Below are 17,203 nucleotides of genomic sequence, written 5' to 3'. Positions count from 1 at the left end.
GCCCGGCGTCTGTTCACTCACGGGCGTCGGCTCCAGCCGCCCTTGGGCGCCTTGAAGCGCCAGACGATGGGGCGCTCTTCGCCATCGGCACGGGCCTGGCTGCCATTGTCGACGCCGATCCAGGCGCCGTCCTTGTCGATCCACAGCGCTTCGGCCATGCCGTAGCCCGGCGTATAGCGGCGCGGCTCGCTCAGGGCCTCGTTGGCGAACGACCAGCAGATCTCCGCGACACCGTCGCTCAGGGTGCGGCGGCAGATGCGATGAGCCTGGCGCTCCAGGGTGAAGAGCTTCTCGCCGAAATAGGCCAGGCCGGAGAAGTCGCGAGGGGCCGGATGACCGCCGAGCGCCTCCGGCGAGGGTTCCTCGCCGCTTTCGCTGGTCAGCACGCAGCCACCGGTGCAGCGCCAACTGCTACCACGGCGATGCAGCACGGTGAGGCCACGGCGGCGCTGTTCGGCGGCCAGCCACAGGCGTTCGCCGGCCGGATCGATGGCAATGCCCTCGAACCCCTGATTGAAGTGCAGCAGCATGCCGCTGGCGCGGGCCTGGCGAACCAGGCCGCTGGGCAGGTTGAGCCACTGGGCGTTGCCGTTGCTGCTCACCTGCAAAACGGCGGCACGTGTCTCGCTGACCAAATAACGGTTGCCCTGGGCATCGCAGGACAGGCCTTCGAAATCCAGTTTGCCGCCCCTTACCAGGCCGGCCGCCCAGTTGCGCATGCGCAGGCCCCAGGGCAGGGCGCTGTCGGGCGGTTCCGGGGCGACGAAGGTTTCCGCTTCGGCGCGCAGCAGGTTGTCTTCGCGGTGCAACTGATAGACACGGTCGTCATCGCGGTCGGATACCGCCCACAGCGTCTCGCCGCACAGCGCCAGGCCGGACAGGTTGCCGCTGGGCATGTCCGTCACCGGATATTCGGCCTGTAATTGCAGTTCTTCCAGCACCACTGGCTCGGCATTCGCGACGCCGGCCAACAGACCGAGTGCAAGGAGATGATTACGCATCAGGCCAGTACCTCGGCCAGGTTGCCCTTGGTTTCCAGCCAGTTCTTGCGGTCACTGGCGCGTTTTTTCGCCAGCAGCATGTCCATCACTTCGCGGGTGCCCTCGAAATCGTCCAGGGTCAGCTGCACCAGGCGCCGCGTGTTCGGGTCCATGGTGGTTTCGCGCAGCTGCGGCGGGTTCATCTCGCCGAGGCCCTTGAAGCGGGTGACCTGCGGCTTGCCGCGGCGCTTCTCGGCCACCAGGCGGTCGAGGATGCCATCACGCTCGGCGTCGTCCAGGGCGTAGAAAATTTCCTTGCCCAGGTCGATGCGGTACAGCGGCGGCATGGCCACGTAGACGTGGCCGGCATCCACCAGCGTGCGGAAGTGACGGACGAACAGCGCGCAGAGCAGGGTGGCGATGTGCAGGCCGTCGGAGTCGGCGTCGGCGAGGATGCAGATCTTGCCGTAGCGCAGCCCGGAGAGATCGCTCGAGCCCGGGTCGATACCGATGGCCACGGCGATGTCGTGCACTTCCTGGCTGGCCAGCACTTCGCTGCCGTCCACTTCCCAGGTGTTCAGGATCTTGCCGCGCAGCGGCATGATGGCCTGGAATTCCTTGTCGCGCGCCTGCTTGGCGCTGCCGCCGGCCGAGTCGCCCTCGACCAGGAACAGCTCACAGCGCAGCGGGTTCTGCCCCGCGCAATCGGCCAGCTTGCCGGGCAGCGCCGGGCCCTGGGTGATCTTCTTGCGCTCGACCTTCTTGCCCGCCTTGAGGCGGCGGCCGGCGTTGCTGATGGCCAGCTCGGCCAGTTGCAGGCCGGTTTCCGGGTTGGCGTTGAGCCACAGGCTGAAGGCATCCTTGACCACGCCGGAGACGAAGGCCGCGGCCTCACGCGAGGACAGGCGCTCCTTGGTCTGGCCGGAGAACTGCGCGTCCTGCATCTTCATCGAGAGGACGAAGGCGATGCGTTCCCAGACGTCTTCCGGAGCCAGCTTGACGCCGCGCGGCAGCAGGTTGCGGAACTCGCAGAACTCGCGCATGGCATCGAGCAGGCCCTGGCGCAGGCCGTTGACGTGGGTGCCGCCCTGGGCGGTGGGGATCAGGTTGACGTAGCTTTCCTGCACCGCATCGCCGCCGTCAGGCAGCCACAGCAGGGCCCAGTCGACCGCCTCCTTGTTGCCGGCCAGGGTGCCGCAGAACGGCTCGGCTGGCAGGCGCTCGAACTCGCTGACGGCATCGACCAGGTAGGAGCGCAGGCCGTCCTCGAAATGCCATTCGACCTTCTCGCCAGCGGCCTTGTCCTCGAAGGTGACCGAGAGGCCCGGGCACAGCACGGCCTTGGCCTTGAGCACATGCTTGAGGCGGCTGACCGAGAACTTGAAGGAGTCGAAATACTTGGCGTCCGGCCAGAAGTGCACGCTGGTGCCGGTATTGCGTTTGCCGACCGTGCCGATGACCTCCAGCTCGCTGGCCTTGAAGCCATCGGCGAAGCTCATCTGGTACTCGTTGCCGTCACGCTTGACGGTCACCACCACGCGGGTCGACAGGGCATTGACCACGCTGATGCCGACGCCGTGCAGACCGCCGGAGAACTGGTAGTTCTTGTTGCTGAACTTGCCGCCGGCATGCAGCTTGGTGAGGATCAGCTCGACACCCGGCACACCTTCTTCCGGGTGGATGTCCACCGGCATGCCGCGGCCGTCGTCGAGCACCTCCAGCGAGTTGTCCTCGTGGAGGATTACCTGAATCGACTTGGCATGCCCGGCCAGCGCTTCGTCGACGCTGTTGTCGATGACTTCCTGAGCCAGGTGGTTGGGGCGCGTGGTGTCGGTGTACATGCCCGGGCGCTTGCGCACCGGGTCGAGGCCGGAAAGGACTTCGATGGCGTCTGCGTTATAGGCGTTCTGCTGGGCCATAGGGTCTCTTGTTCATCAATTGAATACGGAAAAGTCGATATCGCGCCAGAGTGTGGCGTTAATACCGGCAAAAGCGAAGAGTATCGGCAGGCGCTCGGCGAACCCCTGGAAGCCATGGTCGCCACCGGCCTGGATGCGCAGGGCGCAGCCGCGGTAGTAGCGCTCGGCGTCACGGTAGTCGAGGGTTTCGTCGCCGGTTTGCAGCCACACCTGATATCGCGCGGGATCGCTCGGTGGCGGGACTTCGAGTTCGGCCAGAGCCTGAACGTGATCCTCGGTCAGGTCCCAGGTCTCGTCGCTGTAGTAGTTCTTCTGCGGGCCCAGGTAGCCGTCGAAACGCAGGTGCGGCTGTACGGCAGGGTTGATTAGAAGGGCCTTGAGTCCGTGCTGCTCGGCCAGGTAGGTGGCGTAATAGCCGCCCAGCGAGCTGCCCACCAGCACCGGCGCGCCAAGCTCGGCGACCAATGCCTGCAACTGAGCGATGGCCTGGCGTGGGTGGTGATGCAGTGCGGGCACGCGCAACTGCTTTTCCAGGCCGAGATGTGCCATGGCGCGGCTCAGCTGGCTGGCTTTGTGCGAGGCGGGCGAGCTGTTCAGGCCGTGTATATAGAGGATGGATGCGGTCATGGTGCGGGAGGCTACTACAAAAAACGGCGGTAGGCTTCAGGCGGCAGGCTACAGGCAAGAGCAAAGCGGTTTTCCTGCAGCCTGCGACCTGCAGCTTATGGCCTCAATAGCCCTTGACGCTGTAATCCACTTCGAAATGGATGCCGGTGACGCGCGAGACGCTGGTCTCCAGCTTGCCGTCGTCATGCAGGCGCAACCAGCGATAACCCGGGGCCTCGCTGCCGACCTGGAAGTCTTCGCTGCCCGGCGCGAACTGCACGCAGGTCGAGGGAGAGGCGAGCAGGCGCAGATTGCCGCGCATCTGGTCGAACTCCTGATGCACATGCCCCCAGAGCACGGCACGGGCCTGCGGGTGGCGGTCGAGGATGGTGAACAGGGCATCGGCGTTGCGCAGGCCGATGGGGTCCATCCATTTGCAGCCGATCGGCACCGGGTGGTGGTGCAGGCAGATCAGGTGATGGCGTTGCGGCGCTTCGCTGAGAGCGCGCTCGAGCAGCTCGAGTTGGTTCTCGGCGAGAAAACCCGGCACCGCGCCGGGGATCGAGGAGTCGAGCATGATGATGCGCCAGGCACCGAGGTCGATCACCGGCTCCAGCAGCTCACTCCCTTTGCACGCGGACTGCATGGGGGGCGTTTCGTCGTGGTTGCCGGCCAGCCAGCGGCTCGGTGCACCGATGGCCGCGGTGAGTTGGCGAAAACGCTGATAGGACGCCTCGCTGCCGTCCTGGGAAAGATCGCCCGTTGCCAGGATCAGGTCGATCTGCGGCTGCTGCTCCTGCACCTGCTGGATCACCCGTTGCAGGCTGTCACAGGTGTCCATGCCCAGCAGTTTGCCGTCCGCTTCGGCGAACAGATGGCTGTCGGACAACTGCACCAGCAGAACCGATGAATCGGAGGGTGGGGTGGGCAGGCTCGGCAAGACCGTCTCCTTGGGCTCTATCGAGTGAATTATGGTGGTTGCCGCAATAAAGGGAAAACGCGGGAAGCGGACGCAGATCACAGAAAAACGCCGAAAGCGCTTTTGTCATTCCTTGCAGTGACCTCGGGCGGCCGCCCTCGACGGTAAACCACATGAGCATGTGACGGCGCGCTATCGGCCAGGCGAAGGAAAGCTTTAAGTCGACGACGTGTTACATCACCGGCTGCGGCTCGTGCCCACAGGCCAGGCAGTGGCTCAGCCACTCGCCGAGGAACAGATTCAGCTGGCTCTTTTCATCCGGCTGATGCATGGCTGCGTTCGGATAAGGGTAGCGAATGTGCAGGCGGCGAGCATTCTCGGCACCGACCACCTCTGCCATACGCGCGTCGTGATAGACCCGCACCTCCAGCTGCGGCACCGGCAGCCAGGGCAGGCTGTGTTCCTGGCGCACGCACAGGGTGGTGGTGTAGGGGCAGCTTTCCAGCACTTCCAGGGCCAGCACGCCGAGCAGATGTTCGCCCTGGCTGATGGCGACACGGCGACTTTCGCGATGCTCGCGCATGTGCGGCAGCAGGCGCATCAGGCGCGCATAGTTGGCCTCGCAAGCCGCCTGCAGCTCGACCAGGTCGACCCGATAGCGCTCGCGCAAGAGATTCACGACCACATCCCCCGCACTTCGTCGCGGTTCAGCGCCAGCCATTGCAGGGCGATGATGCTGGCCGCGTTGTTGATGCGCCCGTCGCGCACGGCAGCCAGGGCATCGGCCAATGGCATCACGTGCACGCGAATGTCCTCGCCCTCCTCGGGCAGGCCATGCACGCCGCCGGCACCGGCGCTGTCGCAGCGACCGAGGAACAGGTGGACGAATTCGTCGGAGCCGCCAGGGGACGGGAAATACTGGGTGATGGGCCACAGCGGGCCGAGAACCAGATCGGCTTCTTCGACCGCTTCGCGACGCGCGACCTCCTCGGGCTCCTCGTCCTTGTCGATCAGCCCGGCGACCAGCTCCAGCAGCCAGGGGTTGGCCGTCTTGTCCATGGCGCCGACGCGGAACTGCTCGATCAGCACCACCTCGTCGCGCTGCGGATCGTACGGCAGCACGCAGACGGCATCGTGACGCACGAACAGCTCGCGGGTCAGTTGCGGCCCCATGTTGCCGGCGAACTGGCGATGGCGCAGCTTGATCCGGTCGAGGCGATAGAAGCCGCGGAAGCAGCTCTCGCGAGCGAGGATTTCGATGTCGTCTTTGGTCATGTTCGTTATTGCCTGTGAGCGATACGACACCCTGACAGGGCAGGGTGGTGAGATGCAAGCGCGTTGCAATCGCTTTTTCTGCAAGCCGGCTGCGCCGCCAGCATAGCGTCGAGGAGGCTTGAGGCTTTGTAATATAGGCGTCACGATTTTGAACGCTTCCGGCGGCATAACATGCACAATCCACTCGCCGTGAGGGCGGCTACCCTTCGGATGCGCCGGTCGGATGTGCCGAAGGATAGCACTTTGCTAGCTGGAGGCGCTCATCTGCTAGTCATTGCAAAGAAACTGGGGATCACGATAATGGCCGATTTTCCGCCAAGGTTATGACCCTGCATGAAGTACTACCTTTACCTGCTGTACCAGCTGAGCAGGCGAGACGTCGCGGCACGATACCGCGGGTCGGTCATGGGGGTGCTATGGTCGCTGGTGTCCCCGGTGGTCATGCTGACTGTATACACCTTTGTATTCAGTGTAGTGTTCAAGGCTCGCTGGGGCATTGGCGGCGATGACAAGCTGGCGTTCGCGCTCAACGTTTTTGCGGGTATCATCGTGCACGGCTTTTTTGCCGAGTGTGTCAATCGTGCGCCAGGACTGATGTTGCAGTACACTAGTTACGTCAAGCGCGTCGTGTTTCCTCTGTGGATACTGCCTCCGGTCGTGCTTGCTTCTGCGCTGTTTCATGCACTCATCAGTCTGCTTGTACTTCTGGCGGCTTACATCTGCATATACGGGCATATCCACTGGCAGCTCATTATGTTGCCGATTGTCATGCTCCCCTTGATCCTGGTAACACTTGGAGTCGCCTGGTTCATGGCGGCTCTGGGTGTCTTCCTGAGGGACATCGGCCAGATAGTGCCAGTGCTGATGACCGTGATGATGTTCATGGCGCCGGTGTTTTATCCCGTTTCGGCCTTGCCTGAGGCCTATCAGGGCTGGCTTTATCTCAATCCGCTGACACCTTCGATCGAAATGATGCGCAATCTGTTGCTCGGCGGACTCTTGCCGCAGCCCGCAGCCTATCTGGCCTATCTTGCTCTTGCCGTGCTTTGTGCCGCTCTGGGCGGACTCTTCTTCCGGCGCACGCGGCGGGGATTTGCCGATGTCCTCTGATGTCGTCATATCGGTCCGTGACATCGGCAAGTCCTACCAGCTGTTCGATTCTCCGGGGCAGCGCCTTCTGCACCTGCTTTTCGGCGGTCCCCGCTCGGGGGGGCGTGCCTTCGATGCCTTGCAGGGCATCAATTTCGAGGTTCGAAAGGGCGAAACGCTTGGCATCATCGGTCGTAATGGTGCTGGCAAATCCACTTTGCTGCAGATTATCTGCGGGACGCTGACGCCAAGCGCGGGCAGCGTCAGGATCAATGGTAAGGTTGCTGCGCTGCTCGAGCTGGGGGCGGGGTTCAGTCCTGAGTTCAGTGGTCGCGAGAATGTTTACCTTAGCGCCGCCATCCATGGTCTCGATCGTTCCGCTATCGAGGCGCGCATGGATGACATTCTGGCTTTCGCCGAGATCGGCGACTTCATCGATCAGCCGGTCAAGACATACTCTAGTGGTATGTTCGTCCGGTTGGCGTTCGCCGTGATAGCGCATCTGGATGCGGACATCTTGGTGATCGATGAAGCTCTTGCGGTTGGCGATGTCTACTTTACCCAGAAGTGCTTGCGTTTCCTGCGTGCCTTCGCGGAAAGGGGAACGCTGCTTTTTGTTAGTCACGACACCCATTCGGTCGTCAGCCTCTGCGGGCGCGCGTTGTGGCTGGAAAACGGCAGGGTGAAGTGCTTTGGCGATGCGAAGAGCGTCAGTGACCAGTACCTGGGCTCTTTCTATGAAAACAAGCTGAATGAGCACGGCGTCAGCGAGGCGGGCGACGCCGTCGCCTCAGGGCGCGAGTTTGGCCTGGGTGGTGGTCGTATCGAAGGGTGTCGTCTGCTCGATTCGGCCGGGCAGGTCCTGAATGTCATCAGCGCGGCCCAGCGTGTACGCCTGGAGGTGGACTGCCGGGCGCTGCAGGACATCGAGTCACCGATTCTCGGTTTTTTCATCAAGGACCGATTGAGTCAGGCGCTGTGTGGCGAGAACAGCATTCGCCTGCTGCCGACCTGGCAGCATCTGGGTGCAGGTCAGGGCTGTTGCATTGCCTTCGAGTTCGATCTCCCGCTGCTGGCTACTGGCGACTACACCATCAGTGTCGCCTTGGGCGCCGGCACTCAGCAGCAGCATGTGCAGCATCACTGGATCCACGATGCGCTGGCTTTCCGTTGTCAGGCTGACCCGAGTCTTACCGGGCTATTCGAGCTCGATCTTCCACGCTGTTCGCTCGTTGCATGCCGGACTGCTGAACCAGCGCGGACCGCAGAACACTAATGCTGCTGATCTCGACCTGGCAGGATGCCTACTGGTGCCGGCCGAACATAACCGCCATTCACGAATGAACCAAAATACCATGCCGTCACTTGATCTGCTGTCTCTTGCCGCCAAGGCTGAAATGCCCGAGCGGCTCACCGACATTGGCTCCTGGCATCGCCACATGCCATTCGCTTTCACCTTGCTGGATATGCTCGAACCAAGGGTGTTCGTGGAGCTGGGCACGCACAAGGGCGACTCTTACAGTGCTTTTTGCCAGGGTGTCGTCCATCAGGGGCTCGCCACTCGCTGCTACGCCGTGGACACGTGGCAGGGTGACAGTCAGGCCGGCCAGTATGGGGATGATATCTACAGCGAACTGTCAGGGTTCCACGATCCTCGTTACGGCGATTTTTCCACGCTGCTGCGCATGACGTTCGATGAGGCCCTGGCGCATTTTTCCGATGGTAGCGTCGACCTGCTGCATATCGATGGATTGCACACCTATGACGCGGTCAAGCACGACTTCGAGACCTGGTTGCCGAAGATGAGCGAGCGTGGGGTGGTGATCTTTCACGACACTAATGTCCACTACGGGGATTTTGCCGTTTGGCAGCTATGGGCCGAGCTTGTCCAGCGCTATCCCGGCTTCGAGTTTCCCTATGGGTTCGGTCTGGGCGTGCTGGCCGTGGGTGCTCAGGTCCCGGCGCCCATGCTCGATTTCCTGCAGTTGGCACGTAGCGAGCCACGCCGGGTCATCCAGCTGTTCCATGCCTTGGGCGACGGCATAGAGCTGTTCAAGAGCGAACGTGCCTTGTCTCAGCGTCAGGCGCAGCTTGAGGGTTTGGGTGCCGACCTGCAGCATGCTCGCGATGTAGTGGCGCAACGTGATGCCCTACTCGAGCAATATAATCAGCAGCGTGATGAGTTGTTGCGCACCCTGGCGCAGCAGCAGCAGGTTGCAGAAGCGAGCGGGGGGCGTATCGCTGAGCTCACCGAGTCATACATGCAGAGCACCGCCCATGGTCGCCGGTTGCAGGCACGCCTGGGCGAGATAGCCTCGAGTCGCCTTTGGCGGGCGCGTAATCGCATGCTACGGCTGCTGGGCAAGCCGCACAGAGTGCTGGGCACGCTTGAGCCGTCGGTGGCGCCTTCATCTTGGCAGGCGCCCGGCCCCCGTCCTCTGGTCGATGTGATCATTCCTGTGTACCGAGGCCTCGAAGAAACCAAGGCCTGTATCGAGAGTGTGCTGACTGCAGGCTTCAGTGTGCCGGCGCAGATCATCGTCATCGAAGACGGTAGCCCGGACCCGCAACTGGTTGCCTGGCTGCGCACCCTCGATGAGCGCGTCACGCTCTTGCATAACGAGCAGAACCTCGGGTTCGTCAAAACAGTGAATCGCGGCATGGCGCTGCATCCCGAGCGGGACGTCCTGCTGCTCAACAGTGATACCGAAGTCGCCGGTGACTGGCTGGCCCGGTTGCAGCAGGTTGCTTACGGGCGCCCTCGCGTAGGTTCGGTGACGCCGTTTTCCAACAGCGCCACCATCTGCAGTTATCCGCGTTTTTGCCAGGATAACGAACTGCCCACCGGGTTGGTCGTCGCGGAGATGGATGAGCTGTTTCGTCAGGCCAATCCAGGCCAGTGTGTGGCTATCCCGACCGCAATCGGTTTCTGCATGTACATCCGGCGTGATTGCCTGGATGACTGTGGCTTGTTCGATGCTGTGCTGTTTGGTCGTGGCTACGGTGAGGAGAACGAGTTCTGCATGCGCTCCGCTGAGCGAGGTTGGCAGCACCTGTTCGCTGGTGACACCTTCGTCTATCACAAGGGGGGCGTCAGTTTCGCCGAAACCCAGAGCGAGCATCAGAAGGCTGGTCATCGCGCGCTGACCATGGTCTACCCTCGTTATGATCTGGTGGTGCGTGAGCACATCATGGCGGACCCGGCTCGTCGCATGCGTTTCGCTGTCGATCTGCTGCGTGCGAGGCGCTCTCAGCGACCGGTCGTTCTGTTGATCAACCACAGTCGTGGTGGCGGTACGCAGCGCCACCTGCACGATCTGGCCCGGCGTCTGGCGCAATCGGCCGAATTTTACCTGCTGCAGCCGGTCGACGAGGGTGGGGTGGTTTCTCTGGGGCCTGTCGAGGGTGATCAGAGTGCCCGCCTCTGTTTCGACCCGCTGCATGATGCGTCGTTGCTGCTCGAGACCCTGCAGGCCCTTGGCGTGGTCCGCATCCATTTTCATCACACTATCGGTGTGCACCTGCAGTTCCTGCTGCTGCCCCAGCAGCTTGGCGTGCCCTATGACGTTACTGTGCATGATTACTACCTGGCCTGCCCGCAGATCACCTTGACGGATGAGCGTGGACGGTACTGTGGCGCCCCCGATGAGTCGGGCTGCAACGATTGTCTGAAACAGCGCCCGGCGCCGGGTGGTGTCGATATCCAGCAATGGCGGGCATTCGGCGAAAAGCTGCTGTGCGGCGCCGAGCGAGTGTTCACCCCCAGCGTGGATACGCGTATGCGAATGCAGCGCTACTTCCCGGATGCTCACTTCGTCGCGGTACCGCACGAGCCTGCGGTCACGGAGCCGCTCAAGGTGACGAGTGGCGACATGACACGGCCTCAGAAGGTTCTCGTACTTGGTGCGCTGAGCGTGTTTAAGGGGGCTGATTTGCTCGAGGCCTGTGCCCTGCTGGCGAGACGTCAGCGAGCACCGCTGGAATTTCACCTGCTGGGGTACGCCTATCGCGAGCTGGCGGCCTACCCGTTCAGCAACCTGCATGTCCACGGCGCTTACGACGATGCAGAGGTTGAGACGTTGATACGTGGCCTGGCTCCGGACCTGGTATGGTTTCCTGGCACCTGCCCCGAAACCTACAGCTACACCCTCTCGACATGCCTGAAGCTGGGGTTGCCTGTGGTAGCACCGCAGGTCGGCGCCTATCCGGAGCGTCTCGCTGGCCGCCCCTGGAGCTGGCTGCTGCCGATCAAGATCGAGGCGCCGCAAGTTCTGGCCAGGCTGATGGAGATAGGCAACCAATTGCAATCCGGCGTGGCGCCTCAGGTCAGCGTGTTCGACGGCGATTATGGGCAGGCATTTACCTATGAGGGCGACTATCTCGCGGTGGAAATGATCGGTTCGTTGGCGCCGGGCGAGCCGGACTGGCGGCAACTGCACGAAGGCTGGGCACAGTTGGGGAGCATGGCTCGGCGAGGCGCTGCCCCTCGTTTCCCGCTTGCTGTTGGCCTGCTGCGGAGAGTGCTTGGCCTGCCCGGCATGGGGCGGCTCGTGCGGGTCGTCTCGCCGGCGTGGAAGCAGCGAATCAAGCAAGTATTATGGCACGCGTGAAGGTGGCTTCACGTAGAGCGGTATGCGCACGTCGCGGTAGTGGGGAGGTTCCCAGTGAAACATCAGTTGGGCCAGTGGTTGGTGGAGGCGGGTAAGCTTTCCGAGCAAGACCTGCAGCGCGCCTTGCAAGTGCAAAAGGTTTCCGGTGGACAGCTCGGCAATATTCTGGTGCGCCTGGGCATGGTTTCGGAGCGTGACCTGGCTCAGGTGCAGGTCGAGCGCAGCGGCTGCCGCCTGGTGGCCGCCGAGGACTATCCGTCTCTGCCGGTGATGGATGCCGATCTGGTATCGCCGCTGTTCATGCGTGAGCAGCATGTTTTGCCGCTGGCGGATGATGGCGTCACACTGCGCGTGGCCATGCTGGACCCTTCGGACGAATATGTCCTGCAATCGCTGCAGATGGCCACGGGGCGTCAGGTCGAGGCGATGCTGGGCCTGTCGTCCGAACTGGAAAGCGCATACGAGCGCCTCTATGGTGCTGGTGCTGCGGCGGTGGCGTCCGACGATGTCGATGTTGCCGAGGTCGACCTTGCAGCGCATACCGATGATGTCGAGCGTCTGCGCGATATGGCCAGCGAGGCTCCGGTCATCCGGCTGGTCAATGGCGTGTTTTCCAAGGCGCTGGACAGTCGAGCGTCGGATATCCACATCGAGCCCTTCGAGCAAAGCCTGATCGTGCGCCTGCGCATTGACGGCGTGCTGCAGGAAATCGATGCCGCGCCCTCGAACTTGGCACCGGCCGTCATTTCCCGCTTGAAGATCCTCGCCAAACTCAATATCGCCGAGCGACGCTTGCCACAGGATGGCCGTATTCAGTTGCGCTTGCAGGGGCGCGCCATCGACCTGCGCGTATCCACTGTGCCGACCATGCATGGTGAAAGCGTGGTCATGCGGATTCTCGACAAGCAGAGTATGACCATCGATCTGGATAACATTGGTCTCTCCGCACCGATCCTGAACGATTTCAAGGCCGTGCTCGAACGTCCCAATGGTATTTTCCTGGTGACTGGGCCCACCGGTAGCGGCAAGACCACTACCCTCTATGCGGCGCTGGCCCGCTTGAACACCGTTGATCGCAAGATCCTGACCGTTGAAGACCCGGTCGAATATCAGATTCAGGGCGTGAACCAGATCCAGACGGCCAGCAAGCTGGGCCTGGATTTCGCCGGGGCCCTGCGCTCGATCCTCCGGCAAGACCCCGACGTGGTGATGATCGGTGAGATGCGTGACCGGGAAACCGCGAGTATCGCCATTCAAGCCGCCCTGACCGGTCACATCGTGCTCAGTACCCTGCACACCAATGACGCGCCCAGCGCCATCACGCGTCTGCTCGACATGGGAATGGAGGACTACCTGCTTACATCCACCATCAACGCCATCATGGCGCAGCGTCTGGTGCGGGTGCTGTGTAGCCACTGCAAGCGGCCTCATGAAATGGCGTGGCAGGAAGTTGAGCAGATGGGCTCCGGCCACCTGCTGACCCATGGTCAGAGCGAAGCGGTGCAGGTGTGGGACGCGCATGGCTGTGACGCCTGTGCGCATACCGGCTACCGGGGGCGCATGGGCATACACGAGCTGCTTATGATGAGCGACGAGTTGCGCAGCCTGGTGATCCAGCATGCCAGCAGCGAGGCAATCTATCGGCTGGCGCGTGAGCAGGGGATGCGCACCATGTTCGAAGATGGTTTCATGAAGGCCCTGCAAGGGCTGACCAGCGTGCAGGAAGTCCTGCGCGTTGCGCAGCCTGGCCGCTGACCAGAAGGCACTATGGCAGAGTTCAAATACAAGGCGCTTGATCGCTCCGGCAAGAGCCAGGAAGGCGTCATTGATAAGAAAACCGTGGCTGAGGTGGCTGACTGGCTCGGGCGCGAGGGCTGGGTTCCGCTGAGCATACAGCCTGCGGCCGGGCGCTCGCGGGGGCGCCCGGGCGCGTCTCGCACGCCGCGCCGGCGCCGGCGCATGAATGAGCGTGATCGGGTGCTGCATTTCACCCGCGAGCTGTCGGTGATGCTCGGCTCCGGCCTGCCGCTGGATCGTAGCCTGGCCATTCTCGAAGAGCTGGCCGATGATGCTGGCAAGGCGCTGGTCGGCGACATCCGAGCCGCTGTGCGCAAGGGCAGTACCCTGGCGGACGCGTTCGCCGAGCGCCGCGAGTTCTCGCCGTTCTACATCAGCATGATCAAGGCCGGAGAGGCCAGCGGCTCGCTCGAGGTCTCGCTGCGGCGCATGGCAGAGTATCTGGAGCGTGCCAAGGCGATGCGTCAGCTGGTCATGTCGGCGCTGACCTATCCGGCGATCCTGTTTGGCGTGGCCGTGCTCTCTTTGGTATTTCTGCTCGCTTATGTCGTGCCGAGTTTTTCCGACCTGTTTTCCGACATGGGGGGGCAGCTTCCGGCGCCTACCCGCTTCGTGATGAGCCTGGGCGACTTCATGGCGCACTGGTGGTGGCTGGTGTTGCTGCTGTTCGGCGCCCTGTACTGGCTGGCCGGACGGCTCTGGCGTGACGAGGCGGTACGCCGGCGTCTCGATGCGCGCAGCCTGGGCTGGCCCATCATTGGCGAGCTTGTCCGCAATGTCGACACCAGTCGCTTCGCGCGTACCCTCGGCGTCCTCCTGCAGGGCGGCGTTTCGCTGGTCAACGCCCTGGCCATCGGGCGCGAGGTAATCGGCAATCGCATGCTGCGGGATGATCTTGATGAGGCGACCGTGGTGTTACGCGAAGGTCGCTCGCTCAGTGGTGCGTTGCTCGACAGCGGGCGCTTCCCCATGCTCGCCATGCACATGATCCAGGTGGGTGAGGAGACCGGTCGTTTGGAAGAAATGCTGCTCAAGGTTGCCGATATCTATGAGGATGAGGTAGGGACCGTGATCAAGCGGCTGCTGGCGCTGCTCGAGCCGGTCCTGATTCTTAGCCTTGGGGTCATGATCGCGGGTATCATCATTTCCATCCTGCTCGGTATACTGGGCGTCAATGATCTGGTTGGTTGAATGGCGTGCCAACGCGTTGCGTCGGCGTGCCCCGGGCCTTCCCCATAACGCGCGATCAGCCCTTCTTTCCGGGCGTGCGCTTGCAATTCAGAATCCTAAAGGTTGTCTGCACAGTGAAAAAGAATCGCACCGGCCGCCAGCGCGGCTTCACCCTGATCGAGTTGCTGGTCGTACTGGTCATTCTCGGCCTGCTGATGTCGGTGGTCGGCCCTCGGGTCATGAAATACGTCGGTGGTGCCAAGAGCGATACCGCGCGGATGCAGATCCAGGAACTGGCCGCCGCGCTGGACATGTACCATCTCGAGGTGGGGCGTTACCCGGCCAATGACGTGGGGCTGGACGCTCTGGTCACGCGACCGGCCGGTGTTGCACGCTGGAATGGCCCTTATCTGCGCAAGTCCAGTGTCCCCAAGGATCCCTGGGGCAACGACTACATCTACCGGTTCCCTGGCCAGCATGGCGCGTTCGACCTCTACTCCTATGGTGCCGACGGCCAGGTTGGTGGAGAGGGCGAGGATGCCGATATCGTCAGCTGGGAGTAGCACGTCCCTGCGCGGCTTCACGCTGATCGAAGTACTGGTGGTGTTGGGGATCATGGCGCTGGTCATGGTCGTTGTCGTTCCAGCGATCAGCAAGACACGTGGCGGTTCGCTCAGCGATGTGGCACGTGACCTGCAGGTGGAGTTGCGACGTACCCGCTCGGCGGCGGTGCTGCAGCAGCAGAGCCGTAGTCTAGTGCTCGACGTCCAGGGGCGCAGTTACTGGCAGGACACTGCTGGCGACGACAAACGCGACATCGGCCGGGACATCGTGGTGCGCGCCAGGGTCGCCAGCACTGAGCTGCATGATGGACTGGCGGCCATTCGCTTCTTTCCCGATGGCTCCTCGACCGGGGGGCATGTACGGCTGGCCGGGGCTGCCGGCGGGCTGCGCATCGACGTCGACTGGCTTAGTGGCAAGGTCTCGCTGCACGAGGAGTCGGCCCGTTGAAGCAGCGTGGGTTCACCATTCTCGAGGTCCTGGTCGGTTTCGTCATCGCGGCATTGCTGCTCAGTGTCATTCTCTCTGCGTTCGCCGGTGGTCTGCGCGGGCTGTCGCGCACCGACCGGATCAGTCAGGCTGCGCTGGTTGCTCAGTCGCGGCTGGCCGAAGTGGGGCACTCCGTGCCGTTGCAGGCAGGTTACCATGAAGGCCGCGACGCATCCGGCTACAGCTGGCAGGTGGGTATCGAGCCATTACGCTGGGAATTGGCCGGACAGCTGCAGGAGCGTGAGCGCGTGCTCTATCGTGTCAGTACGCGCGTGCTGTGGGATGACGGTCGCGGCCGCACCGCTCGATATGATCTGGTGACGTTGCGTCTTGGCCGCATCGATGAGGTGCAAAGGTGAGGCGCAGTCGCGGTTTTACCCTTCTGGAAGTACTTGTCGTGCTGGTGCTGCTTGGCCTGTTGATGGTCGTGCTGTTCGGCGGCTTTCGTGCCGGCGTGCGCAGTTGGCAGCTTGCTGAGCAGCACAGCGCCCGAGTCGAGGACTCGCGTCAGCTGAGTGCGATGCTCTATCGCCACCTGGGGCAACTGTACCCGGCGCGTCTGGCTGCCGATGACGCTGGGCAGGCGTCAGCGCTGTTCTTCGGTGCGCCCGATCATTTGCGTTACGTGGCCCCCCTCTCGATGTCTTCTGGCAGCGTGCCCTATATCTTCGAGTGGGTGAGCAACTGGCAGGGGCGCGGGGGAGTCTGGGCGCGTTTCGCGCCCTATGTTGCCGATCAGGTAGCGGATGACTTGCTGCAATCGGCTAGCTTCAGCCAGCTCAGTCACAAGGTGCAGATGCGTTTTGCCTACTTCGTCGAGCAGGAAGGAGGGAGTGCCTGGGTCGATCAGTATCAGGGCGAGCTGCCGCCGCAGCTCGTGTCCATGCAGCTGAGCGGCGACGACGGTGTCTGGCCTCTGCTGGTCTTCGAGGTCGTGCAGGTCAGTAACGAGCAGCCACCAACCCTGAGGTTCGTACGATGAGCGCGACAGGTGCGCAGCGCGGCGTCGTGCTGATCATTGTGCTCTGGGTGCTGGCGTTGCTGATGCTGCTGTTGGCTGCGTTCAGTACCTCCGTCCGGGTGGACAGTCAGCTCGCTGCCGAGGTATCTCAACGTGTGCGCGCGCGCGCCGCTGCTGACGCGGCTTTGGCCTACCTTGCCGGGATGCAGCGACTGGGTGGCGACACCTGGGGCTCGCTTGCAGGGCAGGTGCTGGTGTTGCCGCTCGATGATGAGCGGGTACGTTTCCGCCTGTTGCCTGAAGAGGCGTATCTGAGTCTGACGGGTGCGCCACCCGAGCTGCTGGAACCGGTCATTGCGGCGCTGGCCGGGCCGCAGGCCGATGTCGCCCTGGCGGTGAGTAGTCTGATGGCGCGTCGCCTGCCGAAGCAGGGCGGCCAGCAGGTGGAAAAACTGCGTTCTGTGGGGGAACTTTTGCAGTTGCCAGGTTTCGATAGGGCGCTTGTGGAGCGCCTGTCGCCCCTGGTAACCGTGGATACCGATCAGTCAGGCGTATTCCTGCCCTTGGCCCCTCAGCGCCTCGGGCTTCTGCTGCTTGCTGGCGATAGGCGTCTGTATGACGCTATTCGTGAGGGGGGGGGCGATGCGCTTGGTGTTCCTCCCGGCGTGCTGGTAAGCCCCGGCGGGCGTGTGTTTCGTCTGCAGGTCGAAGTGGGTGAAGGCAGGGATGTGCGGAAGGTTGAAGTCACGATCGTTTTTGGAGGAGGGGATGCCGACTATCAGATCGTCCGGCGCAATGAGTATAATCCCGCTTTTTATCTGGATTGA

The 17,203-nt window shown here is 62.7% G+C and carries 16 protein-coding genes; 10 read left to right on the top strand and 6 right to left on the bottom strand.

Translation table 11 applies throughout. From position 1 onward, the window contains the following. Nucleotides 1–17: 17 nt before the first annotated feature. The 6 genes from DXK50_RS00960 to DXK50_RS00935 form a co-directional block, all read right to left on the bottom strand. Nucleotides 18–1,001 (bottom strand): esterase-like activity of phytase family protein, encoded by a 984-nt coding sequence (locus DXK50_RS00960; RefSeq protein ID WP_212629055.1) that lies wholly within the window; start codon nt 999–1,001, stop codon nt 18–20. Further along, a complete protein-coding gene (gene parE / locus DXK50_RS00955) occupies nt 1,001–2,899 on the bottom strand; it encodes a DNA topoisomerase IV subunit B (RefSeq protein WP_212629054.1) in 1,899 nt (632 codons plus the stop codon). The genes DXK50_RS00960 and parE overlap by 1 nt, the downstream gene beginning before the upstream one ends. A 15-nt stretch (nt 2,900–2,914) precedes the next feature. Then, on the bottom strand, nt 2,915–3,526 hold the full coding sequence (locus tag DXK50_RS00950; RefSeq protein WP_161864684.1) for a YqiA/YcfP family alpha/beta fold hydrolase: 612 nt from the start codon (nt 3,524–3,526) through the stop codon (nt 2,915–2,917). A 103-nt stretch (nt 3,527–3,629) separates the two neighbouring features. Then, the gene (gene cpdA / locus DXK50_RS00945) at nt 3,630–4,445 is read right to left on the bottom strand and encodes a 3',5'-cyclic-AMP phosphodiesterase (protein WP_212629053.1); all 816 of its coding nucleotides are present in this window, start codon (nt 4,443–4,445) and stop codon (nt 3,630–3,632) included. A gap of 211 nt (nt 4,446–4,656) precedes the next feature. Continuing rightward, entirely contained in the window at nt 4,657–5,109 is a 453-nt protein-coding gene (locus tag DXK50_RS00940) for a DUF1249 domain-containing protein (RefSeq protein ID WP_161864686.1), read from the bottom strand. Further along, nucleotides 5,100–5,699 (bottom strand): NUDIX domain-containing protein, encoded by a 600-nt coding sequence (locus tag DXK50_RS00935; protein WP_212629052.1) that lies wholly within the window; start codon nt 5,697–5,699, stop codon nt 5,100–5,102. The genes DXK50_RS00940 and DXK50_RS00935 overlap by 10 nt, the downstream gene beginning before the upstream one ends. A gap of 333 nt (nt 5,700–6,032) precedes the next feature. Between DXK50_RS00935 and DXK50_RS00930 the strand changes: the two genes are divergently transcribed. The 10 genes from DXK50_RS00930 to DXK50_RS00885 all read left to right on the top strand — a co-directional run bounded on the left by DXK50_RS00930 (nt 6,033) and on the right by DXK50_RS00885 (nt 17,203). Further along, the gene (locus DXK50_RS00930; RefSeq protein WP_212629051.1) at nt 6,033–6,809 is read left to right on the top strand and encodes an ABC transporter permease; all 777 of its coding nucleotides are present in this window, start codon (nt 6,033–6,035) and stop codon (nt 6,807–6,809) included. Continuing rightward, a complete protein-coding gene (locus DXK50_RS00925) occupies nt 6,799–8,064 on the top strand; it encodes an ABC transporter ATP-binding protein (RefSeq protein WP_212629050.1) in 1,266 nt (421 codons plus the stop codon). The genes DXK50_RS00930 and DXK50_RS00925 overlap by 11 nt, the downstream gene beginning before the upstream one ends. Before the next feature lie 64 nt (nt 8,065–8,128). After that, nucleotides 8,129–11,398 carry a class I SAM-dependent methyltransferase gene (locus DXK50_RS00920; protein ID WP_349292074.1) on the top strand — a complete coding sequence of 1,090 codons (3,270 nt, stop codon included), beginning with the start codon at nt 8,129–8,131 and terminating at the stop codon, nt 11,396–11,398. 54 nt (nt 11,399–11,452) lie between these two features. Continuing rightward, nucleotides 11,453–13,153 carry a type II secretion system ATPase GspE gene (gene gspE, locus DXK50_RS00915; RefSeq protein ID WP_349292054.1) on the top strand — a complete coding sequence of 567 codons (1,701 nt, stop codon included), beginning with the start codon at nt 11,453–11,455 and terminating at the stop codon, nt 13,151–13,153. Nucleotides 13,154–13,165: 12 nt separating this feature from the next. Further along, nucleotides 13,166–14,386: a type II secretion system F family protein gene (locus tag DXK50_RS00910; protein WP_212629048.1), complete on the top strand. Its 1,221-nt coding sequence runs from the start codon at nt 13,166–13,168 to the stop codon at nt 14,384–14,386. A gap of 113 nt (nt 14,387–14,499) precedes the next feature. Next, the gene (gene gspG, locus DXK50_RS00905) at nt 14,500–14,928 is read left to right on the top strand and encodes a type II secretion system major pseudopilin GspG (protein ID WP_212629047.1); all 429 of its coding nucleotides are present in this window, start codon (nt 14,500–14,502) and stop codon (nt 14,926–14,928) included. Then, a complete protein-coding gene (locus tag DXK50_RS00900) occupies nt 14,903–15,376 on the top strand; it encodes a GspH/FimT family pseudopilin (RefSeq protein WP_212629538.1) in 474 nt (157 codons plus the stop codon). The genes gspG and DXK50_RS00900 overlap by 26 nt, the downstream gene beginning before the upstream one ends. Continuing rightward, nucleotides 15,373–15,774: a type II secretion system protein gene (locus tag DXK50_RS00895; RefSeq protein WP_212629046.1), complete on the top strand. Its 402-nt coding sequence runs from the start codon at nt 15,373–15,375 to the stop codon at nt 15,772–15,774. Before DXK50_RS00900 ends, DXK50_RS00895 begins: the two co-directional genes overlap by 4 nt. After that, nucleotides 15,771–16,397, top strand: a complete 627-nt coding sequence (locus DXK50_RS00890) for a prepilin-type N-terminal cleavage/methylation domain-containing protein (protein ID WP_212629045.1) — start codon at nt 15,771–15,773, stop codon at nt 16,395–16,397. The genes DXK50_RS00895 and DXK50_RS00890 overlap by 4 nt, the downstream gene beginning before the upstream one ends. Then, nucleotides 16,394–17,203 carry a hypothetical protein gene (locus DXK50_RS00885; protein WP_212629044.1) on the top strand — a complete coding sequence of 270 codons (810 nt, stop codon included), beginning with the start codon at nt 16,394–16,396 and terminating at the stop codon, nt 17,201–17,203. Before DXK50_RS00890 ends, DXK50_RS00885 begins: the two co-directional genes overlap by 4 nt.

Origin of the sequence: Pseudomonas sp. KB-10, from assembly GCF_018221585.1 — a bacterium.
GTDB lineage: Bacteria > Pseudomonadota > Gammaproteobacteria > Pseudomonadales > Pseudomonadaceae > Aquipseudomonas > Aquipseudomonas yangonensis.
Note: the sequence above shows the minus strand (reverse complement) of the source record. Positions and strands in the feature narration are given on the sequence as shown.